An 18,300-nucleotide genomic window follows, 5' to 3' on the forward strand; every position below is an offset into this window, starting at 1 on the left:
TTTATGCTGTTTCCGCCGGTGGCTGCGGGTGTTTCGTCGATTCGGTCAGTGACTCTTGCGCACGCATTGTGCTCAGGTCACCTGAGTTTTGCCGTACCTGAAAAACCGGGGCAACCATAAATAGCAACATGCTGGCTGACACCGCGCAACCCAGCAAACTGAGCAGCCCTGGCCAGCCTTCTCCCGCCGTCACCCCTGTAATGATGAGTGAAAGCAGAAAAAGGCCTGTCAGCGTTATACTTACCGGCCAAATATTGACGATACCCATATCACCGATCGCCATTTTTGTCGGCTTCGCTGCGAGTTTTGCGGCATCAATCTTCTGCTGAAGCGCATGTAAATCAACACAGGGGGCGATAAAATCCTGAGCGGGCTGAGGACTGTGCAGCTCCTCGAAAATAAGGTCAGTTGCCGGGAATTTTTGCGGCCAGAGGGCGCTGTGAACCCCATAACGGGTCAGCACCGGTAAGGTGATTCGCGGCCAGTGAACCGCCTGCAGGTAACGGTCGTTGATGACCACCCAGCTTTGTCGGGTAGCCCCCTTAGTGACGTGGTAAATCGTAAAGCGGGAAGCCGGGGGGTAAGTCAACCCGATAACTCTGGCAGTAATAAAGGGGATATGGCGTTGTCTGCAGTAGTTAACCCGGCTTTGTCCCTGCACCGCCAGCAGCATTGCCAGCGAAGAAATAAAATAATATAACGTGCCGTCAGCAGCCTGGTCTCCGGCAAGATGTTCACGCAATTTTTCTTCACTGTTGGCAGTAAGGTGCTCGGGCCACCAGCGCCAGCTGCGGCCAATTACCCGTTCAACAGGTACCTGCCAGATGCCCGGAGGTGAGTTTTCAGATGGCAAGGAGGCAAAAGGAAAAATTTTACTAAAGAAGGTTAAAGCATCATCCGGGCCGTTCCATTCACCGCTGGCCTCCAGGCCGTGCAAATTGCCCGTCAGTTCCCCCCAGCCCTGTTTTCCCAGCACGTCGATCTGATATTTTGTATCTGCCAACCGCTTGCCAAGCAGCAGTATATCGGCAGGGATAACCGTCAAATCCAGTAATGGCGCAGGACTGGTTTCGCTGTGTTCACTTTGCATACTGAGTGATTCCTGAAGAGAGGGTTTGTATCTCAGAGAAATTTGGCTTTAGTAAAAAAATACCGAAATATCAATGCAATAATATACATACCACCAGGCAGACTTAGCAATAACTGTTATGAAAATCACCCCGTTAATCGGCCTTTTCGCATAAAAGAGCATATGGATAAGCGTCGCACCAGGCATACGCTCTGCCCACAGTGGCCACAAAGGAGTGTTCCTCACCCGTGCTGTTCAACGAGAGAAACGCAACTTTCCCCCCCGCCGCAGCGAAAAACAGGGCAATTCCCCTTCAATTCCCGTCGACATTTCTGATAACCCCAGCAGCCAGGCTAATGTCTATTGAACACCATGCGCAAAAGGCTCCCAATCTGGGAGCCTTTTGCTGGAACAGTGAGAGGGTTTAAATCGAATAAATCTGGCATTCATTTATGCACTGCCAGATTTTTGGGAAGGGGTAACCTTTCCGATCAGTCACCCATTTTGATGACGATTTTACCGAATGCGCCACGGGAAAGATGTTTGAACGCTTCCACGGCGTCAGTGAAGCTATAAACCTGCTCAATGACTGGCTTGATACTATGCTTATTAAGGAAAGGGTTCATACGGTCAAATGACGAACGTGGTGCAACAGCAATGCCACGAATAGTCGTCTGACGGAAAATCAACGGCATCAGATCAAGCTCAGATGTCTGACCGGTCAGGAACCCTACCTGAGCGATAGTTCCAGCAACTTTGGTCGCTGCAACTGACTGGTTAATGCCCTTACCACCGGCGACTTCTACCGTAATATCCGCTCCTTTCCCCCCGGTTAACTCAAGGACTTTGTTCTGCCAGTCAGGACAGGTTTTATAGTTGATCCCCTCATCGGCACCCAGTGTCTTAATTCGCTCCAGGTTGGCATCGTTACTGGATGTGGCAATCACGCGCGCACCGTAAGCGTGTGCAATCTGTGCAGCAAAAACAGACACCCCGCCCGTTCCTTGCACCAGGACTGTTTGCCCAGGCTGCAGGTTGCCGATATCCATCAGAGAATACCAGGCGGTCAGCGCTGCGATAGGGAGCGTTGAGGCTTCCTCATCGGTCATGCTGTCAGGCGCTCTGACTGCGCTGTCCTCATGGATTATCATGTATTCTGCCAGCCCACCCGGCAGCGGCATCCCCATACACCAGGCTGGCTCATCAGCAGCTGGCTCCCCCTCTAACCAGCGAGAATAGAGATGTGAGTTAACACGCTCGCCTACGCTAAAGCGGGATACCCCCTCACCCACCGCAATAATGGTTCCTGCTGCATCAGAGACCGGAATGAGTGGCTTTGGAACCAGATGAGGTTCGTAAAACCCCTCAACAATCGCTTTATCCCTGAAATTCAGAGAAACTGCGCCTACCTTTACCAATAATTCACCGGGACCCGGTGTTGGCGTCTCAACCTCTTCAAGTTGCAAATTTTCCAGGCCAAAATCTTTTAGTAACCATGCTTTCATTTTGTTAAGTCCACTTTTTATACCTAAGATTCGTTAATGATAAAGAGAGAGGGCCGTAGGAAAAAGTCACATAAAAAGACTTCAGTGTTATTTCAGGGGAAACAATCAAGGTGGGGTATAATCTGCCTAATCGGCCATCAATAGGTGGGATTTTGCTACCGGGGGTAAAAACTATGCGCGCTAACATGCTTGAACTGATGGGTATTTTTGTGCACGTTGTCGATCTGCACAGTTTCACTAAAGCCGCTGACACTTTGCAAATGCATCGCCCTGCGGTCAGTAAATCTATACAGCAGCTGGAAGACGATTTGGGCGTAAAGCTGCTTCACCGCACAACGCGTAGCCTGAGTGTGACGGCTGAAGGGGATGAAATCTATCAGCGAGCAAAAACACTGCTGAATGACGTTAACGAAATGATGGCTTCTGTTTCCCCGACGCAGCCGCCTCGCGGACGTCTTCGTATTGATGCGCCGCTGGCACTGACGCACGCGATCCTGATCCCCTCTTTAGGTGAGTTTCAGGCTCTCTATCCACAAATTGAAATCGTATTGACTGCTTCAGATCGCCTGACAGATTTGGTTTCTGAAGGGATAGATTGCGTTATTCGTCTGGGGGAACTGGTTGATTCCAGTTTTATATCGCGTCGTGTGGGTAACGTTCGTATGACCACCTGCGCTGCGCCTTCATACCTTGACAAATACGGTACCCCCGTAACGCCGGATGATCTTGAACATCACAAAGCCATTCATTTTTTTAGTGAGCACAGTCGTGAAGTGATGGAGTGGAAGTATGTCATGGATGGCGAAGTTATCTCACGGCGTCCGGGAAGCAATATGCTGGTTAACAATTCAGATGTGCTGCTGTCCTGCGGGTTGGCGGGGCTGGGCATGATTCATGCCTTACACACTGCACTGGAACCGCATATCCAGTCAGGCAGATTGAGGGAAGTATTAACTGATTATGCAACCATCACTAAACCCGTGTCCATTTTGTTCCCCGACAGGCGCTACCTTCCACCTAAAGTCCGGGTATTTATTGACTGGTTCTCTGACATATTTGCAAGGAATTATCAGCTTTAGCAAGCATCAACATGATCGATCATATCTGCGGTATTGCAGCCAAGCCGCTATTTCCATACGGATGAAAATGCACTGGCTTTGATAGCAGCTTTGCAACGTCTGCGCGGGTACAGCATAAAGCGCTATTAACTAGTGCAACGACCTTGATGCGTTCTATTGCAGAAACAGGTGGACGTGCTCAAAAAATCCAGCTGTCTCAGGCTCCCGCCGCATGACATCAGGCAAGAGAGAGGTCGGTAACACACTGTGAAAATCTGCGTCATCCAGCGCTGGATTAAGCATTTTTTTTGATTTCAAACAGGTAAAGCGCAAAAACACGCGCCCATTTTGTAACAAATTAATTCTAAATGGCTATTTATGTGTATTACAACCTTAACATTTGCAGGCCAATTCTTAGTACCTACGGTGTCTTTCAGATTGACATCACCTGGCGAAAACGGAATGAGGAAGCGTAAATTAAGCAGGCAAATCAGTCACAACTGTACAACATTTTTGCTACAAACAGCGCTAATACTCAGGGTCATTATATCATTAAGACGTTAGTATCTTTTTTTTAAGAACGTTAACTTAAATTAAACCGAGCCGTGGCGGGAAGTACTTAAAAATCCACATTTAAGGCCGCAGAGTAAATGCCTTAGCAGATGAGACAGACGGCATGTTCAAACGCCCGTGTAACACAAAAATATTACATTATTGCATCATAACGGAAAATAATATTAACATTAGGGCGCTGTTATTTAACCTTAAATCGAAACAATTACTCGTATTAATCGTTACTGTTATACCCCGGATCAATATTACTGTAGCTACTTCTTCACCCGCTTTGGTTTTAAGATCAAAGCTTCGATGAATAGTCCCATGTTAATGACCGCCCTGATGCGGAAAATGTCATATCTTTATTAACGGTGGGTAAAAAAATAAAGGCAGTTTATGTTAGTACGAGGTAAGCAATGTTTGGATTAGATGCGTTTCATCTGGCCAGGATACAGTTCGGTTTTACTGTCGCCTTCCACATCCTCTTCCCGGCTATCACCATCGGTCTGGCCAGCTTTCTGGCCGTGCTGGAAGGACTATGGCTGAAATCAAAAAACGAGGTCTATCGCGACCTCTACCATTTCTGGTCGAAAATCTTTGCCGTCAACTTTGGTATGGGCGTGGTTTCCGGCCTGGTGATGGCCTATCAGTTTGGCACCAACTGGGCCGGTTTTTCGCAGTTTGCCGGCAGCATAACCGGCCCGCTGTTGACTTACGAAGTGCTTACCGCGTTCTTCCTTGAAGCCGGCTTCCTTGGCGTGATGCTGTTTGGCTGGAACCGTGTCAGTCGTGGCCTGCACTTCTTTGCCACCTGCATGGTGGCGATTGGCACCCTTATTTCTACTTTCTGGATCCTCGCTTCAAACAGCTGGATGCAAACGCCACAGGGTTATGCCCTGCAAAACGGCATCGTGGTACCCACCGACTGGCTGGCGATTGTCTTCAACCCTTCATTCCCCTACCGCCTGCTGCATATGTCCGTTGCGGCCTTCCTGGTGACCGCTTTCTTCGTCGGTGCCTCTGCTGCCTGGCATCTGCTGCGTAAAAATGACACCCCGGCAGTGCGCAAAATGCTGTCGATGGCGCTGTGGATGGCGCTGATCGTTTCGCCAATACAGGCAATGATCGGGGATGCTCATGGCCTGAACACGCTTGAACACCAGCCGGCGAAAATCGCGGCCATCGAAGGCCACTGGGAAAACCCACCGGGAGAGGCCACCCCGCTCATCCTGTTTGGCCTGCCCGATATGAAGGAAGAGCGCACCCGGTACGCGCTGGAAATCCCTTACCTCGGTAGCCTGATCCTCACCCACAGCATGGACAAACAGGTTCCGGCTTTGAAAAGCTTCCCGCCGGAAGATCGCCCCAACTCCACCGTGGTGTTCTGGTCATTCCGCGTGATGGTCGCGCTGGGAATGTTGATGATCCTGGTCGGCGTGCTCAGCCTGTGGATGCGTCGTGGTCAACGTCTTTATACGTCGCGTCCGTTCCTGTGGTTCGTGCTGCTGATGGGGCCATCGGGCCTGATTGCGCTGGTTGCAGGCTGGATCACTACCGAGATAGGTCGTCAGCCGTGGGTGATTTATGGCCTGTTGCGCACCCGTGATGCCGTATCGTTGCACAGCACGCTGCAGATGAGCATCAGTCTGATTGTCTTCCTGGTGGTCTATTTCTGCGTGTTCGGCGTCGGTTACACCTATCTCGCTAACCTGATCAAAAAAGGCCCGCAGGAAGGCGAAGGCGGCCACACGCCGGATGGCGGTCCGGGCACTTCCCATACCCCCGCACGCCCGCTGTCTGCGGTGCAGGAAAAATTGAATTCGCCGCAGGAGGATAAGTAAAATGGGAATCGATCTCTCAGTTATCTGGTTTACCATCATCATCTTCGCCACCCTGATGTATATCATTATGGATGGCTTCGATCTTGGGATTGGCATCCTCTTTCCGTTCAACAAAGATGCGGTTGAGCGCGACATGATGGTAAACACCGTTGCCCCGGTTTGGGATGGTAACGAAACCTGGCTCATCCTTGGCGGCGCTGCCCTGTTTGGTGCTTTCCCGTTGGCGTACGCGGTAATTACCGATGCGCTGGCTGTCCCGCTGACGATGATGCTGATCGGCCTGATATTCCGTGGCGTGGCATTTGAATTTCGCTTTAAAGCCACCGAAGAGCATCGCCCTTTCTGGGATAAAGCGTTTATCGGCGGCTCCTTCGTGGCCACCTTCAGCCAGGGCGTGGTACTGGGTGCGGTGATCAATGGCCTGGAGGTTACTGGACGCACCTACAGCGGCCAGGAACTGGTATGGCTGACGCCGTTTACCCTGTTCTGCGGCGTGGGGCTGGTGCTGGCTTATGCCCTGCTGGGTAGCACCTGGCTTATCATGAAAACGGAAAATGAGTTGCACCGCAAAATGACCGCGCTGACCAGGCCACTGCTGGTTGCCCTGCTGGTGGTGATTGCTATCGTCAGCGTCTGGACACCGCTGGCGCACGCGGACATTATGCAACGCTGGTTTAGCCGCCCCAACCTGTTCTGGTTTCTGCCGGTGCCGGTACTGGTGCTGGCGGCAGCCTGGGGGCTTTGGCGCGCGTTAAGCCGTCATGCGCACTACACGCCATTCCTGCTGACGCTGGCGCTGGTGTTTCTTGGCTTTACCGGGCTTGGCATCAGCATCTGGCCGAATATCATTCCGCCAGCCATTACCATCTGGGAAGCGGCATCGCCGCCGCAGAGCCAGGGCTTTATGCTGGTCGGCGGCCTGCTGATCATTCCGGTTATCCTGGTGTACACCTTCTGGAGCTATTACGTTTTTCGCGGCAAAATCAAGGCGGACGCCGGTTATCACTGATCGTTTGGGGGCGAACCACAGGGTTCGCCTTTTTCCATCACCAACAGCCACCACCACGCCTGAAACCGCTTCAGCCAACAAAAAACTCCCGCCTGTTCATATTTTTACACAAAATCCTCACGGCAACATCCGCGCGATGGTCTACGCTTAAGGTTCTGATTTAGAGAAGTCATGCCATCAAAGGAGGCACAATGAGTCTGTTTGATAAAGCTAACGATAAAGCACAAGAAGCCGTCGGCAAAGGTCAGGAAGAGTTGGGTAAAGCCGTAGACTCGCCGGAGCATGAACTTAAAGGCAAAGTACGCCAGCACGCGGCGAAAGCCTCATATGCTGTTGATGACGCGCTGGACTGTGTAAAAACGAAAACTCAGGATGCACCGCTGGTTTCACTGGCTATTGCCGCCGGTGTTGGCTTCCTGGCCGCCAGGTTGCTCGGCCGCCGTTAAGGTAAATCTGTATGATGATAAGCGCCCTTTTAAGGGCGTTTTTTTATCTCTGTTTATCTCGCCCGCCGGGCAGAAGCGGCAAATCTTCATTTACCAGCGTCACTTGCGGACGGGTTACTGATATTCAGCTGGGGTTTATCAGCGCGCTTTTGCCGCCGGCCAGCACATCAGCAGCAAACCGCCGACGATCAGGCTTGCTCCCGCCAGCTTGCCCCAGAGAAAGGCTTCGTCGATGCCGGGCAGCCACTGCGCGGCCAGCCATACCAGCAGATAGCTCACGCTGAGCAACGGGTAAGCCCGGCCTGGCGGCATGCGTTTCAGCGCCAGCAGCCAGCACAGCATCGACAGTCCGTAGACCAGCAGTCCCGGCAACAGCGCCGCCGTCGGCAACGACATACTGCGTAACGCAGAAACAAACTGCGGCAGCTGACTGATATCAGGCAGCTGCACCATTGCCCATTTCGGTAACAGCTGCGCGATACTTACCAGCACTACGTTGCCTGACGCAAACAGCAGCCCCATCAGATATAGCTCCCCATGACGGCTACGCCAGCCACATCAACAGAACGCGGCGACCACTGCGCTGGTGAGTAGCCTGCTTCTGGCATAGCTGCCCCGCGCAGCTTAACAGACTGGCCAGTACAATCAGCAAGATGTTCATGGCTGCCGCGAGTAGTACCACAGGAGCAGCCGGCCGCGCTGGTACTTCTGGTCTGGCCTGGGGATGCGCCCGTCAATCTGTCTGTCCTCATCAGACAGCTTCATCACCAGTGATACGCTGCCCAGCCGGCGGTGCGCTTTCAGCCAGGCGGTAAAATCATCAATAGCGATAAACCGCCCTTTTGCGTCAGGATAACTCAGGCCATATCTCAGCTCACCTTGCTGACTGAACAACAGGATATCGCTGCGTTGCAGCTCCCATGCCAGCGCAGAAGCCACGCCGACTTCATTACCCAGCACATAGCGGCTTTGTTGTAGCTTGTGACTTATCGCGGCAATAAACGACTGCGGCTGTTTGGAGTCGATAACCCGCTGGGGGATGGCGGCAGCTATAACTAAGGCCAGCCCTAAGGGACATAACGCCGCCAGCCGCCAGTATCTTGCGCCATCTGCCAGGCTGACTAAGCCGATTAGCGCCCACCACAGAAACGCGATGCCGGCCAGCAGCACCCTGGATAGCTCCGATGGGGCATAAAGCGGATGCTGAACCACTCCCCATGGGGCCAGCACCAGTACAACAGCCAGCAGCCCCAGTGAACCAAATAGCAGATTAATCATGCCGTTGGCGTTTAACGCCCGGCCTTCTGTGGTGGCCATCTTAATGCCGTGATGTGCCAGCAGTATCGCCAGCGGCGCAAAACAGGGCAGGATATAGGTCGGCAGCTTGCCTTTCGCCAGGCTGAAAAACAGCAGCGGCATGACCACCCAACAGAGCAGATAAAACGAAGCGGGGCAGGTTTTACGATCCCGCCAGGCGCGCTGTAGCGCCCCCGGCAGCAGCCCCAGCCACGGCAGCGTTCCGGCCAGCAGCACCGGCAGGTAGTACCAGAACGGAGCCTTATGCTGCGCATCGGCTAGCGCAAAACGCTGAACGTGCTCCACCCAGAAGAAATAGTGCCAGAAATCAGGCTCCTGGCGCGCAATGCTGATAGCCCAGGGAGCAGAAATGCAGGCGGCACTCAGCATCGCCAGCGGCCCGAAAAGCAGCAGTTCTTGATAACGGCGCTGCCAGATCATCCACGGCACAATCGCCACCACCGGTACCGCCAGCGCCAGAAATCCTTTGGTCAGCAGCCCCATACCGCAAGCCAGCCCCAGCAGCAGCCAGCCCGTGACCCGCTGAAGCCTGCTGCCGTTTTGCGCGGCAAGCCAGAAGCTGCACATTGCCGCCACCATCCACAGCGTGATCATCGGGTCAAGTATGGCATAGGTGCCCACGCCATAGACCAACAGGCAGGTGAGAAATACCACCGACGAAAGCAGCGCGGTAGCACGCTGCTGCCACAAACGCAGTGCCAGCCAGTAAACCAGCAGCGCGCTTAGGGTGATGGCGAAAACGGAGCCAAAACGCACGGCAAAATGACTCCTGCCAAACAGCCACTGGCCAAGGCTGTTAATCCAGTATCCGGCTACCGGCTTTTCGAAATAGCGCAGGTCAAGGAAGTGCGGCACAACCCAGTTACCACTCACCAACATTTCACGGCCGATCTCGGCATAGCGAAATTCATCCGGCTGCCATAGAGCCCGTAACTCCGGCGGGATTAAATAGTACAACAGATAGAAAAGAGGTAATAAAAGCGCATAACGGGTGTACTTCATACTCAATCACTCAGGTTAGCTGCTGGCATCCCAGCCAGCCTTCACGACCAGGGACAGCTCCCCGCACAATGCGCCCTACCGGCAGCCGTGTCGCGTCCTGCGGCAGTAACTCGCTTAGCGGACAAAAACGGATGCCCTGGCGACGCGCTACGGTTAACAAATCTGCAAACATCTCGCTAAGCGCAATCCCTTCCACCTCGGCATGAATGGTATATACCGGTACGCCCTGATGGCGGCGGATATTGTCGAGGATAAAACGGTTATAACCCGTCCGGTTTAAGCCGCTGCCGATGACTTCGTCCCAGGTCGGCAGCGTGACCGGGATCTGTACCGTACCGAGTTGCCCGTCTGGCAACTGCGGCCGAAACGGGCGGACGCCACGGCAGTCGCTGTTGTAAACAAAATGAAAAGGCTGCCTGGCGACCACCACCCGGTCATCGGCCCGCCAGCCGGCCGCAGCCGAACAGCTGACCGGTTGACCAACGATTTGCGCCAGTGATTCCACGCCACGCAGGATCTCAGCGCTCAGGCGCTCTGCCGGCCAAACCCCTGCCCAGGTTTGCCAGGCAAAATGATCCCAGGCGTGCAGGCCAATCTCATGCTGTTGGCTGGCCGCACGGATCACTTCCGCCAACCCCTGACCAATGCGCCGCCCCGGCCAGGCCGTCCCGGCGAGCAAAATGTCCCAGCCGTACAAAGAAACGGCATTTGAGCGCAGCATCTTCCAGAGAAAACGCGGTTTTAGCAGCCGCCATAAATGGCGGCCCATATTATCCGGGCCAACGCTGAAAAAGAAGCTGCCACGGGTTTGCTGGCGTTGCAATATCGACAGCAGGCGCGGCACGCCGTCACGCGTACCGCGCCAGGTATCGACGTCTATACGCAGGCCGACATCGATCATTAACCTGCATCCCCCGGCTCCACGCTTTGCAGGAAGAAGTCGAGCGTGTCGTCAATGGTTTTGTCCAACGCCACCTCAGGCTGCCAGTTCAGCAGCCGTTTCGCATTGCGAATTGAGGGTTTGCGGTGTTCAACATCCTGATAGCCCTTGCCGTAATAACTGCTGCTTTCCACCTCGCGGAATCCGGCGAAGGGCGGGAAACGGTTGCGTAGCGGATGGCGCTCAAAACTGGCCAGCAGCTGTTCAGCCAGCTGTTTGATGCTGGCTTCGTTTTCCGGATTCCCGATGTTGATAATCTGGCCATCGCAGTTATGCTGCCTGTTCTCAATGATGCGGAACAAAGCTTCAATACCGTCGTGGATATCGGTGAAGCAGCGCTTTTGCCCTCCTCCGTCAACCAGTTTGATCGGCGAGCCTTCCACCAGATTGAGGATCAGCTGGGTGATCGCGCGCGAACTGCCGATGCGTGCAGCATTGAGATTATCCAGCCGTGGCCCCATCCAGTTAAACGGACGAAAAAGGGTGAAACGCAGCCCTTCTTTATCTCCGTAGGCCCAGATAACCCGGTCAAGCAGCTGCTTGGACACGGAGTAAATCCAGCGCTGCTTATTGATCGGCCCGACCACCAGATTAGAACTGTCCTCGTCAAAGGTCGTATCGGTACACATGCCGTAAACTTCTGACGTGGATGGGAAAATGATGCGCTTTTTGTATTTCACGCAGTCGCGGATGATTTTCAGATTCTCTTCAAAATCCAGTTCAAAGACGCGCAGCGGGTTGCGGGTATATTCTATCGGCGTGGCAATGGCGACCAGCGGCAGCACCACATCGCATTTCTTAATGTGGTATTCGATCCACTCCGAGTGAATGCTGATATCCCCTTCAACAAAGTGGAACCGCTCATGGCCAATAAAGCGGCTGATGGCATCCGAACCGATATCCAGCCCGAAAACGTCAAAGTTTTCGTCAACCAGCAGGCGTTCGGTCAGATGATTACCGATAAAGCCATTCACTCCGAGGATCAGGACGCGGGTACGGCGTTGCAAGACGGCCGCCGGCTGATTATGCAGCAATGCGCCAGCCACCAGCCCAAGCGTCTGCGCCAGCTGGCTGCCCTGCATATAGATGCCACTGTCACTTTGCCCGGTGACTATCTCCAGCGCGCCCGCTGAGCAGGCCACCACCAGCGGCGCAACAGAAAGGATCGTACCCGGCCTGTTCGCTGGACAGTCGTGACGAACTTTTGACTGCCAGACGATGAACTTCCCGCTTCCGACATAGCTGAATGCGCCAGGCCAGGGATCGGTCACCGCACGTACCAGGTTATGAATTCGCTGCGCCGGAAGCCGCCAGTCAATACGGCCATCTTCCGGCGTACGGCGGCCGACATAGCTGGCCAGACTTTCGTCCTGCGGATGTCCAACATCATTGCCGCTTTGCATATCCGGCAGCGTGATGGCCAGCAGCTCCCCCGCCGCCGCGCACACCTTATGATGCAGCGTCAGTGCATCATCACGATCGGCGATCGGGACTTTTTTCTGGGCAATAATTGCCCCGGCATCGGCCTGCTTCACCATGCGATGCAGCGTCACGCCGGTTTCCTGTTCGCCGTTGACCAGTACCCAGTTAAGCGGCGCCCGGCCGCGATACTTCGGCAGCAATGAGGCATGCAGATTGAAGGCACCCCGGCTGGCACTGTTGATGATGGCGTCATTCAGCATATGGCGGTAGTGGAACGAGAAGATGACGTCCGGAGCCATACTGCGGATGCGGTCAATCCATAACGGGTGATTAACATCCTCTGGTGCGTATACCGGCACGCCAAGCTGCGTGGCAGTGCGCGCGACCGAAGCAAAAAAGTGATTTTCTGCGGCATTGTCCGCATGAGTGAAAACAGCGGCGATCTGGTAACCCGCCTCAGCCAGCGCACGCAGCCCGGTGCAGCCAATATCATGGTAGGCAAACACCACAGCTTTCATGATTTCTGCTCCTTTATGGAGTCGGCATTGCGGCTCACAACGCGCTGAATAAAATATCGCGGACGGGCGCGCGCATCGTTGTAGATGCGCCCGATATACTCACCAAGCAGCCCCATGGCGATGAACTGTGCGCCGACAAAAATAAACAGCACGGCAAACAGCACAAATACGCCATCACCCGCCCACTGCGCGCCCAGGAACAGGCGCAGCGCAATCAATAACAAAGAAAAAGCGAAACCCGATAACGCAATGATGCTGCCGAATACGCTGAGCAGCCGTAGCGGCGAGGTAGTCAGGCTGGTCATCAGGTCGTACATCAGGTTGATCAGGCGCATCAGGCTGTATTTGGAATCACCAAATTCACGTTCAGCATGCAGAACCGGTATTTCCGTGGTGCGGCGGGCAAAGGTGTTTGCCAGAATCGGAATAAAGGTGCTGCGTTCATGGCAGTTCAGCATCGCATCGATAATATGGCGGCGGTAGGCGCGCAGCATGCAGCCATAGTCCCCCATCGCTTTGCCGGTGGTGCGCTGGATCAGATGGTTGATTATCCGTGAGGCAAATTTGCGGAACCTGCTGTCCTGGCGGTTCTGCCGCACGGTTCCCACCACGTCATAGCCCTGTTGCGCAGTCGCCACCAGGCGCGGGATCTCCTCCGGGGGGTTCTGTAAATCGGCATCAAGGGTAATCACCAGATCGCCGCTGGCATGGCTGAAGCCGGCCATGATCGCCGAGTGCTGACCGTAGTTGCGGTTGAGCAGCACCGCCACGACAGGGCTGCCAGGCGCTTCGGCCGCCGCCGTGAGCAGCGCGGCAGAATCGTCGCTGCTGCCGTCATCCACCAGCAGGATTTCATAGTCCAGCGCCAGCTGCGCACAGGCGGCATCGGTGCGCCGCATCAGTTCGGGCAGGCTCTGCTGCTCGTTATAGACCGGGATCACCACCGACACTTTTTCGATCGCGCGTTCTGTCATATCAGCGCTCCGCCAGGGTGCGTAAGGCGGCGATGACGCGTTCGCAGTCCCGATCGCTCATGCCGGGAAACAGCGGAATTGAGCAGATTCGCGCCGAGTTCCATTCCGTTTCCGGCAGTGATAACTGCGGGAAGCGATCGCGGTAATATTTCTGCGTATGCGCGGCGCGAAAGTGCAACCCGGTGCCGATGCCCTGCTGTGCCAGTTGCTGCATCAGTTCATCGCGGCTCAGTCCGCAAGACTCGCGGTCAACGCGCAGAATAAACAGGTGCCAGGCGTGCTGATGCGGCCAGGCGGGGCGCACCAGCGGCAGAAACGGCGTGTCCTTCAGTTCGTTCAGGTAGCGCTGGGCGATCTGCTCACGGCGGGCATTGTGCGCGGCCAGCTTACCCAGCTGTGCCAGCGCAATCGCCGCGTTGATATCTGCCAGGTTGTATTTAAACCCCGGCGTCAGCACTTCGGCCTGCGGCGCACGGCCCTGTGTCTGTCGGTCAAATGCATCCACGCCCAGGCCATGAAACTTCAGGCTACGCACGCAATCCGCCAGCGCATCATCATCGGTCACCACCATTCCACCTTCGGCGCAGCTGATGTTTTTAATCGCATGGAAGGAGAAAATAGCGGTGCCGCTGTCCCCCACATGACGCCCACGGTAGTACGTTCCCGCCGCATGAGCCACATCGTCGATCACCGTAATACCGTGGCGCTTACCCAGCGCATGAATTGCATCAATATCCGCCGGAGCGCCGGCGTAATGCACTGGCACAATCGCCCGCGTGCGCCCGGTGATCGCCGCTTCAATCCGTTGCGGCGTGACCATTAACGTATCGCGGTCAATGTCGATCATCACCGGGGTTGCCCCCAGCAGCACAATCATATTCAGGGTCGATACCCAGGTCAGCGATGGCGTAATCACCTCATCGCCGGGGCCGATCCCCAGGGCCATTAGCGTCACATGCATACCTGCCGTTGCCGAGCTAACGGCAATCGCATGACGATTGCCGGTAAGTTGACAAAACGCCTGCTCAAGCTGCTGATTTTTGGGACCGGTGGTTATCCAGCCGGAGCGCAGTACCTCTTCAACTGCGGCCAGCTCTTCTGCCCCCATCGACGGGCGCGAGAAAGGCAAAAATTCCGACATTGATTAACCTTATTAACAGTTTAAAGTGCTGACGGAGAGCAGGTTGCCTCTGTTAACGTTCATGCAATACGGCAAACGGCAACATCGTGGCGCCTTAGGGGAAACGCCCCTCTGCGCCCGGCTGTTCAGAACAAACCCGGGGACTACGCAAAACAGGTTAGCAACAATCTTATATATATAGCCTAAATGAAAATGGCTTAGGGCGACGAGTGGGATTCACAGTCCAGCGCCCAGTTCAAACGATCGGGTTTAATGGCGGTGTAACAGCAGCAGAAACGAACAGGCAACGGCCGGCGAAGGCAACGAAAATATAAAAAAAACTTCACATTCATGTGCAGTAAATATATAAAAACAAGGGTTTAACTGGCAGATTCTGAGCGGACGGTAAATAACAGGGCGCTAAATGAGTGGCAGTATTAAGTCAATGTCTGGCATTCTCCGTGGGCGCATTTAACCCTAATACGGCAGCACAAGCCGGCGAAAATTAAGATTAAACCGGGTAAAGCGCAGGGGAGAAATCATCCCTGCGCAAGTTACATGGCTCATGCCCGAATAAAGAGGAACGATATATGACAGACGCCAGCACGCTGCCTGCTGAACTCATGGCACTGCTCGACGGGTCGCTGCCGGATAGCCATCTGCATCAGGCGATCCACCTTTCGAGCGTGGGCGAAGATGGCTGGCCCTACGCGGCACAGCTCAGCCTGGGCGAGATTGTCGCCCGCTCCCATGGCGAATTGCTGTTTGCCATCTGGCCAGACTCAACCACCACCCGCAACCTGAAACGCGACGGTAAAATCACCCTTGCGCTGGTGCTGGACGGTGCCGTGCTGGAAATTCAGGCGCGGGCGGCTTTGCATGCAGACGCGTTGACGGCGCTAAAGCTGGCGGTATTCCGCGCCGATGTGCAGCAGGTTCGCTTCCATCGCGCTCCCTATGCCACGGTATTGAGCGGCTTAACTTTTTGTCTGCAGGACGAGGCCGCCGCTATCGCCCGCTGGCGCGAACAGATCGGCGCGCTGAAAGCGCTGGCATAAAAAAAAGGGCGACCCCGCGCGGGTCGCCCTTATCAGCCGTTAGCGTTTACTTGCTGTCCGGCAGTGCATAAGCCTTCACATAGTCGCCCAGCCTGGTGCCGAACGAACCGTGTCCGCCGGCAACAATCAGTACGTACTGTTTGCCGTTGACTTCATACGTCATTGGCGTGGCCTGGCCACCTGCGGGTAAGCGCGCTTCCCACAGCTGTTTGCCGTTAGAGACGTTAAACGCGCGCAGATAGTTATCCGCCATTGCCGCAATAAAGAACAGGTTACCTGCCGTGGCAACTGGCCCACCCAGCATTGGCATGCCCATTTTAAACGGCAGCGGCAGCGGCGAGCTGTCGCGCACGGTGCCGATACGTTTCTTCCACACGATTTCGTTGGTCTTCAAATCGACCGCAGAAATATAGCCCCATGAAGGCTGCTTACAGGGTAAACCAATCGGAGAGAGGAACGGATTCAGCGTCACGCCGTAAGGCAGTCCGTACTGGGGCTGAATGCCCTTCTCACTACCGGTGCCGCCTTTATCATTCTCATCTGGCTCAATGGGGTTACCCGGTCCACGCGGGATCAGTCGGGAAACGAACGGTAGCGCCATTGGGTTAGCGATGGCAACCTGACGATCGCCATCCACCGCGATACCTCCCCACTCAAACATACCGAGGTTGCCCGGGAACACCAACGTGCCCTGCTCGGATGGCGGAGTGAACGGACCTTCGTAACGCAGCTGGTGGAACATCACGCGGCAGACCAGCTGATCGTAGAGGGTTGCGCCCCACATATCTTTGCCCGCCAGCTGTGCTTTCGGACGGAAGCTCAGTTCAGAGTATGGCTGCGTCGGCGACACACGGTCGCCCTTCGCCGCCCCGCCCGGAACCTGCATTTCCGGCGCAGGCACCACGGGTTGACCGTTGGTACGGTTCAGCACAAAGATATCGCCGGTTTTGGTCGGAATATAAATCACCGGAACCTTGTGGCCGTCTTTGTCGTCAATATCCGCCAGGGTTGGCTGCGCCGGTACGTCCATATCCCACAGGTCGTGATGCACGGTTTGATAGAACCATGCCAGCTTACCGCTGGTGGCATTCAGCGCCAGCATACCGGTGGCGAAGCGCTCCATTTCCGGGGTGCGGTGGCCGCCCCAGATATCAGGCGTTGACACGCCCATCGGCAGGTAAACCAGATCCAGTTTGGCGTCGTAGGCTGCCGGTGCCCATGAGTTCGGGGAGTTCGGCGTGTATTGCTGCTCGTCCTGCGGCAGCAGATTCGGTTCTTTCGCTCCGCTGTCAAATGCCCACAGCAGCTTACCGGTGTTGACATCGAAACCACGCACCACGCCGGACGGCTGTTTGGTGGAGTAGTTATCGGTCACCGCGCCCGCCATCACAATGCTGGTGGCCGTGACGATTGGCGGTGAAGTCGGCTCGTAAGAACCCACTTTTGCATAAGGCATATTGCTTTGCAGGTTTAATCTGCCTTTATCGCCGAACTCCTCGCACAGAGCGCCGGTTTCAGCGTCCAGCGCGTACATACTACCGTCATTCACCGGCAACAGAATACGGCGCGAGCAGAGAGCTGGCTGCGTTCCGGCCGGAGTGGCCGCCGCCTGCGGCGTCTGATAATAAGAGACGCCGCGACAGGTCACATGCTGGAAGGCCGGATTCGGCTTCAGCTTGGGATCGAACATCCACTTCTTCTTACCGGTGGCCGCATCCAGCGCAAAAAGCTGCTGGTGCGCAGTACACAAATAGAGCGCATTGCCGATTTTGATTGGCGTTGCCTCATTGGTGATCTCACCCGGATCGCTTGCGGATTTCAGGTCACCGGTCTGGAAGGTCCAGGCCTCCTGCAATTCGCCCACGTTTTTATCGTTAATCTGCTTCAACGGAGAGTAACGCGTACCGCTCTGGGTACGGCCATAGGCCGGCCAGTCGCCCGGTGCCACCCCCTCTTCAGCAGGAACCGCTGCCGCCCGATCCGAATTAAGTGTGCCGTTAATTTCCTGCGGGTCGTTAAACACCGAATAAGCCAGTACCGCCACGGCAAAGACCAGCACGGCAGACAGGGCCACGCGTGGGAAAGCGCCTTTAGTATTTAGCTCACGCCAGATAAAGGGCAACGCCAGCCATAATCCGAGGAAGAAGGTAACGTCCAGGCGCGGAGTCAGCGCCCAGAAGTCAGAACCCACTTCCCACAGCGACCAGACGGTGGTGCCCAGCAGGAACAGCGCATACAGCAGCAGCGCAGCCCCCCGGCGACGATGCAGCAGAAATGCGGTGATCAACAGAACCACACCCGCGATGATGTAGTAGAGAGAACCGCCCAGTTTAGCCAACCAGATACCGCCAATTAACAGATATAAGCCACTCATCGCGGCGAATATAACCGTTAGCAGGATCAGTATTCGTGATGCTTTACTATGCATAGTGTGAACCTTATCCAAATTAAAAGTCTTCGTTGAAG

Annotated in this window: 14 protein-coding genes and 1 pseudogene; 5 read left to right on the plus strand and 10 right to left on the minus strand. The window is 55.0% G+C overall.

Annotated elements, in window-relative coordinates; all coding sequences use genetic code 11:
• Position 1: 1 nt before the first annotated feature.
• The gene (locus EPYR_RS12610) at positions 2-1,090 is read right to left on the minus strand and encodes a hypothetical protein (RefSeq protein ID WP_012668779.1); all 1,089 of its coding nucleotides are present in this window, start codon (positions 1,088-1,090) and stop codon (positions 2-4) included.
• Positions 1,091-1,560: 470 nt separating this feature from the next.
• On the minus strand, positions 1,561-2,574 hold the full coding sequence (locus EPYR_RS12615) for a zinc-dependent alcohol dehydrogenase family protein (RefSeq protein ID WP_012668780.1): 1,014 nt from the start codon (positions 2,572-2,574) through the stop codon (positions 1,561-1,563).
• A 173-nt stretch (positions 2,575-2,747) separates the two neighbouring features.
• On the opposite strand from EPYR_RS12615, the gene EPYR_RS12620 reads away from it, so the two are divergent.
• The 4 genes from EPYR_RS12620 (at position 2,748) to EPYR_RS12635 (ending at position 7,483) form a co-directional block, all read left to right on the plus strand.
• The gene (locus EPYR_RS12620; protein ID WP_014539230.1) at positions 2,748-3,653 is read left to right on the plus strand and encodes a LysR family transcriptional regulator; all 906 of its coding nucleotides are present in this window, start codon (positions 2,748-2,750) and stop codon (positions 3,651-3,653) included.
• A 950-nt stretch (positions 3,654-4,603) separates the two neighbouring features.
• Positions 4,604-6,028: a cytochrome ubiquinol oxidase subunit I gene (locus tag EPYR_RS12625; protein ID WP_012668782.1), complete on the plus strand. Its 1,425-nt coding sequence runs from the start codon at positions 4,604-4,606 to the stop codon at positions 6,026-6,028.
• Between the two features lies 1 nt (position 6,029).
• Positions 6,030-7,037, plus strand: coding sequence for a cytochrome d ubiquinol oxidase subunit II (gene cydB / locus EPYR_RS12630; RefSeq protein ID WP_012668783.1), 1,008 nt, complete (start codon positions 6,030-6,032; stop codon positions 7,035-7,037).
• Between the two features lie 191 nt (positions 7,038-7,228).
• Entirely contained in the window at positions 7,229-7,483 is a 255-nt protein-coding gene (locus EPYR_RS12635) for a glycine zipper domain-containing protein (protein WP_004169116.1), read from the plus strand.
• Positions 7,484-7,621: 138 nt separating this feature from the next.
• Here EPYR_RS12635 and arnF read toward each other — a convergent pair whose 3' ends face one another.
• From arnF to arnB, 7 genes and pseudogenes are all read right to left on the minus strand, one after another.
• Complete coding sequence (arnF, locus tag EPYR_RS12640) at positions 7,622-8,005, minus strand: 4-amino-4-deoxy-L-arabinose-phosphoundecaprenol flippase subunit ArnF (RefSeq protein ID WP_012668784.1); 384 nt, start codon at positions 8,003-8,005, stop codon at positions 7,622-7,624.
• Positions 8,006-8,030: 25 nt separating this feature from the next.
• Positions 8,031-8,144, minus strand: a pseudogene (locus EPYR_RS21130) (4-amino-4-deoxy-L-arabinose-phospho-UDP flippase); the annotation flags it as partial.
• Complete coding sequence (gene arnT, locus EPYR_RS12650; protein WP_012668785.1) at positions 8,141-9,802, minus strand: lipid IV(A) 4-amino-4-deoxy-L-arabinosyltransferase; 1,662 nt, start codon at positions 9,800-9,802, stop codon at positions 8,141-8,143. The pseudogene EPYR_RS21130 and the gene arnT, both read right to left, overlap by 4 nt.
• Before the next feature lie 10 nt (positions 9,803-9,812).
• Positions 9,813-10,703, minus strand: a complete 891-nt coding sequence (gene arnD / locus EPYR_RS12655) for a 4-deoxy-4-formamido-L-arabinose-phosphoundecaprenol deformylase (RefSeq protein WP_012668786.1) — start codon at positions 10,701-10,703, stop codon at positions 9,813-9,815.
• A complete protein-coding gene (gene arnA / locus EPYR_RS12660; RefSeq protein ID WP_012668787.1) occupies positions 10,703-12,682 on the minus strand; it encodes a bifunctional UDP-4-amino-4-deoxy-L-arabinose formyltransferase/UDP-glucuronic acid oxidase ArnA in 1,980 nt (659 codons plus the stop codon). The genes arnD and arnA overlap by 1 nt, the downstream gene beginning before the upstream one ends.
• Positions 12,679-13,656 (minus strand): undecaprenyl-phosphate 4-deoxy-4-formamido-L-arabinose transferase, encoded by a 978-nt coding sequence (arnC, locus tag EPYR_RS12665; protein WP_012668788.1) that lies wholly within the window; start codon positions 13,654-13,656, stop codon positions 12,679-12,681. The genes arnA and arnC overlap by 4 nt, the downstream gene beginning before the upstream one ends.
• A gap of 1 nt (position 13,657) precedes the next feature.
• Positions 13,658-14,797 (minus strand): UDP-4-amino-4-deoxy-L-arabinose aminotransferase, encoded by a 1,140-nt coding sequence (gene arnB, locus EPYR_RS12670; protein WP_012668789.1) that lies wholly within the window; start codon positions 14,795-14,797, stop codon positions 13,658-13,660.
• A gap of 569 nt (positions 14,798-15,366) precedes the next feature.
• Here arnB and EPYR_RS12675 point away from each other — a divergent pair.
• A complete protein-coding gene (locus tag EPYR_RS12675; RefSeq protein WP_012668790.1) occupies positions 15,367-15,834 on the plus strand; it encodes a PNPOx family protein in 468 nt (155 codons plus the stop codon).
• A gap of 46 nt (positions 15,835-15,880) precedes the next feature.
• On the opposite strand, the gene EPYR_RS12680 is transcribed toward EPYR_RS12675, so the two are convergent.
• Positions 15,881-18,262, minus strand: a complete 2,382-nt coding sequence (locus EPYR_RS12680) for a glucose/quinate/shikimate family membrane-bound PQQ-dependent dehydrogenase (RefSeq protein ID WP_012668791.1) — start codon at positions 18,260-18,262, stop codon at positions 15,881-15,883.
• Positions 18,263-18,300 lie beyond the last annotated feature (38 nt).

Source organism: Erwinia pyrifoliae DSM 12163, assembly GCF_000026985.1.
Taxonomy (GTDB): domain Bacteria; phylum Pseudomonadota; class Gammaproteobacteria; order Enterobacterales; family Enterobacteriaceae; genus Erwinia; species Erwinia pyrifoliae.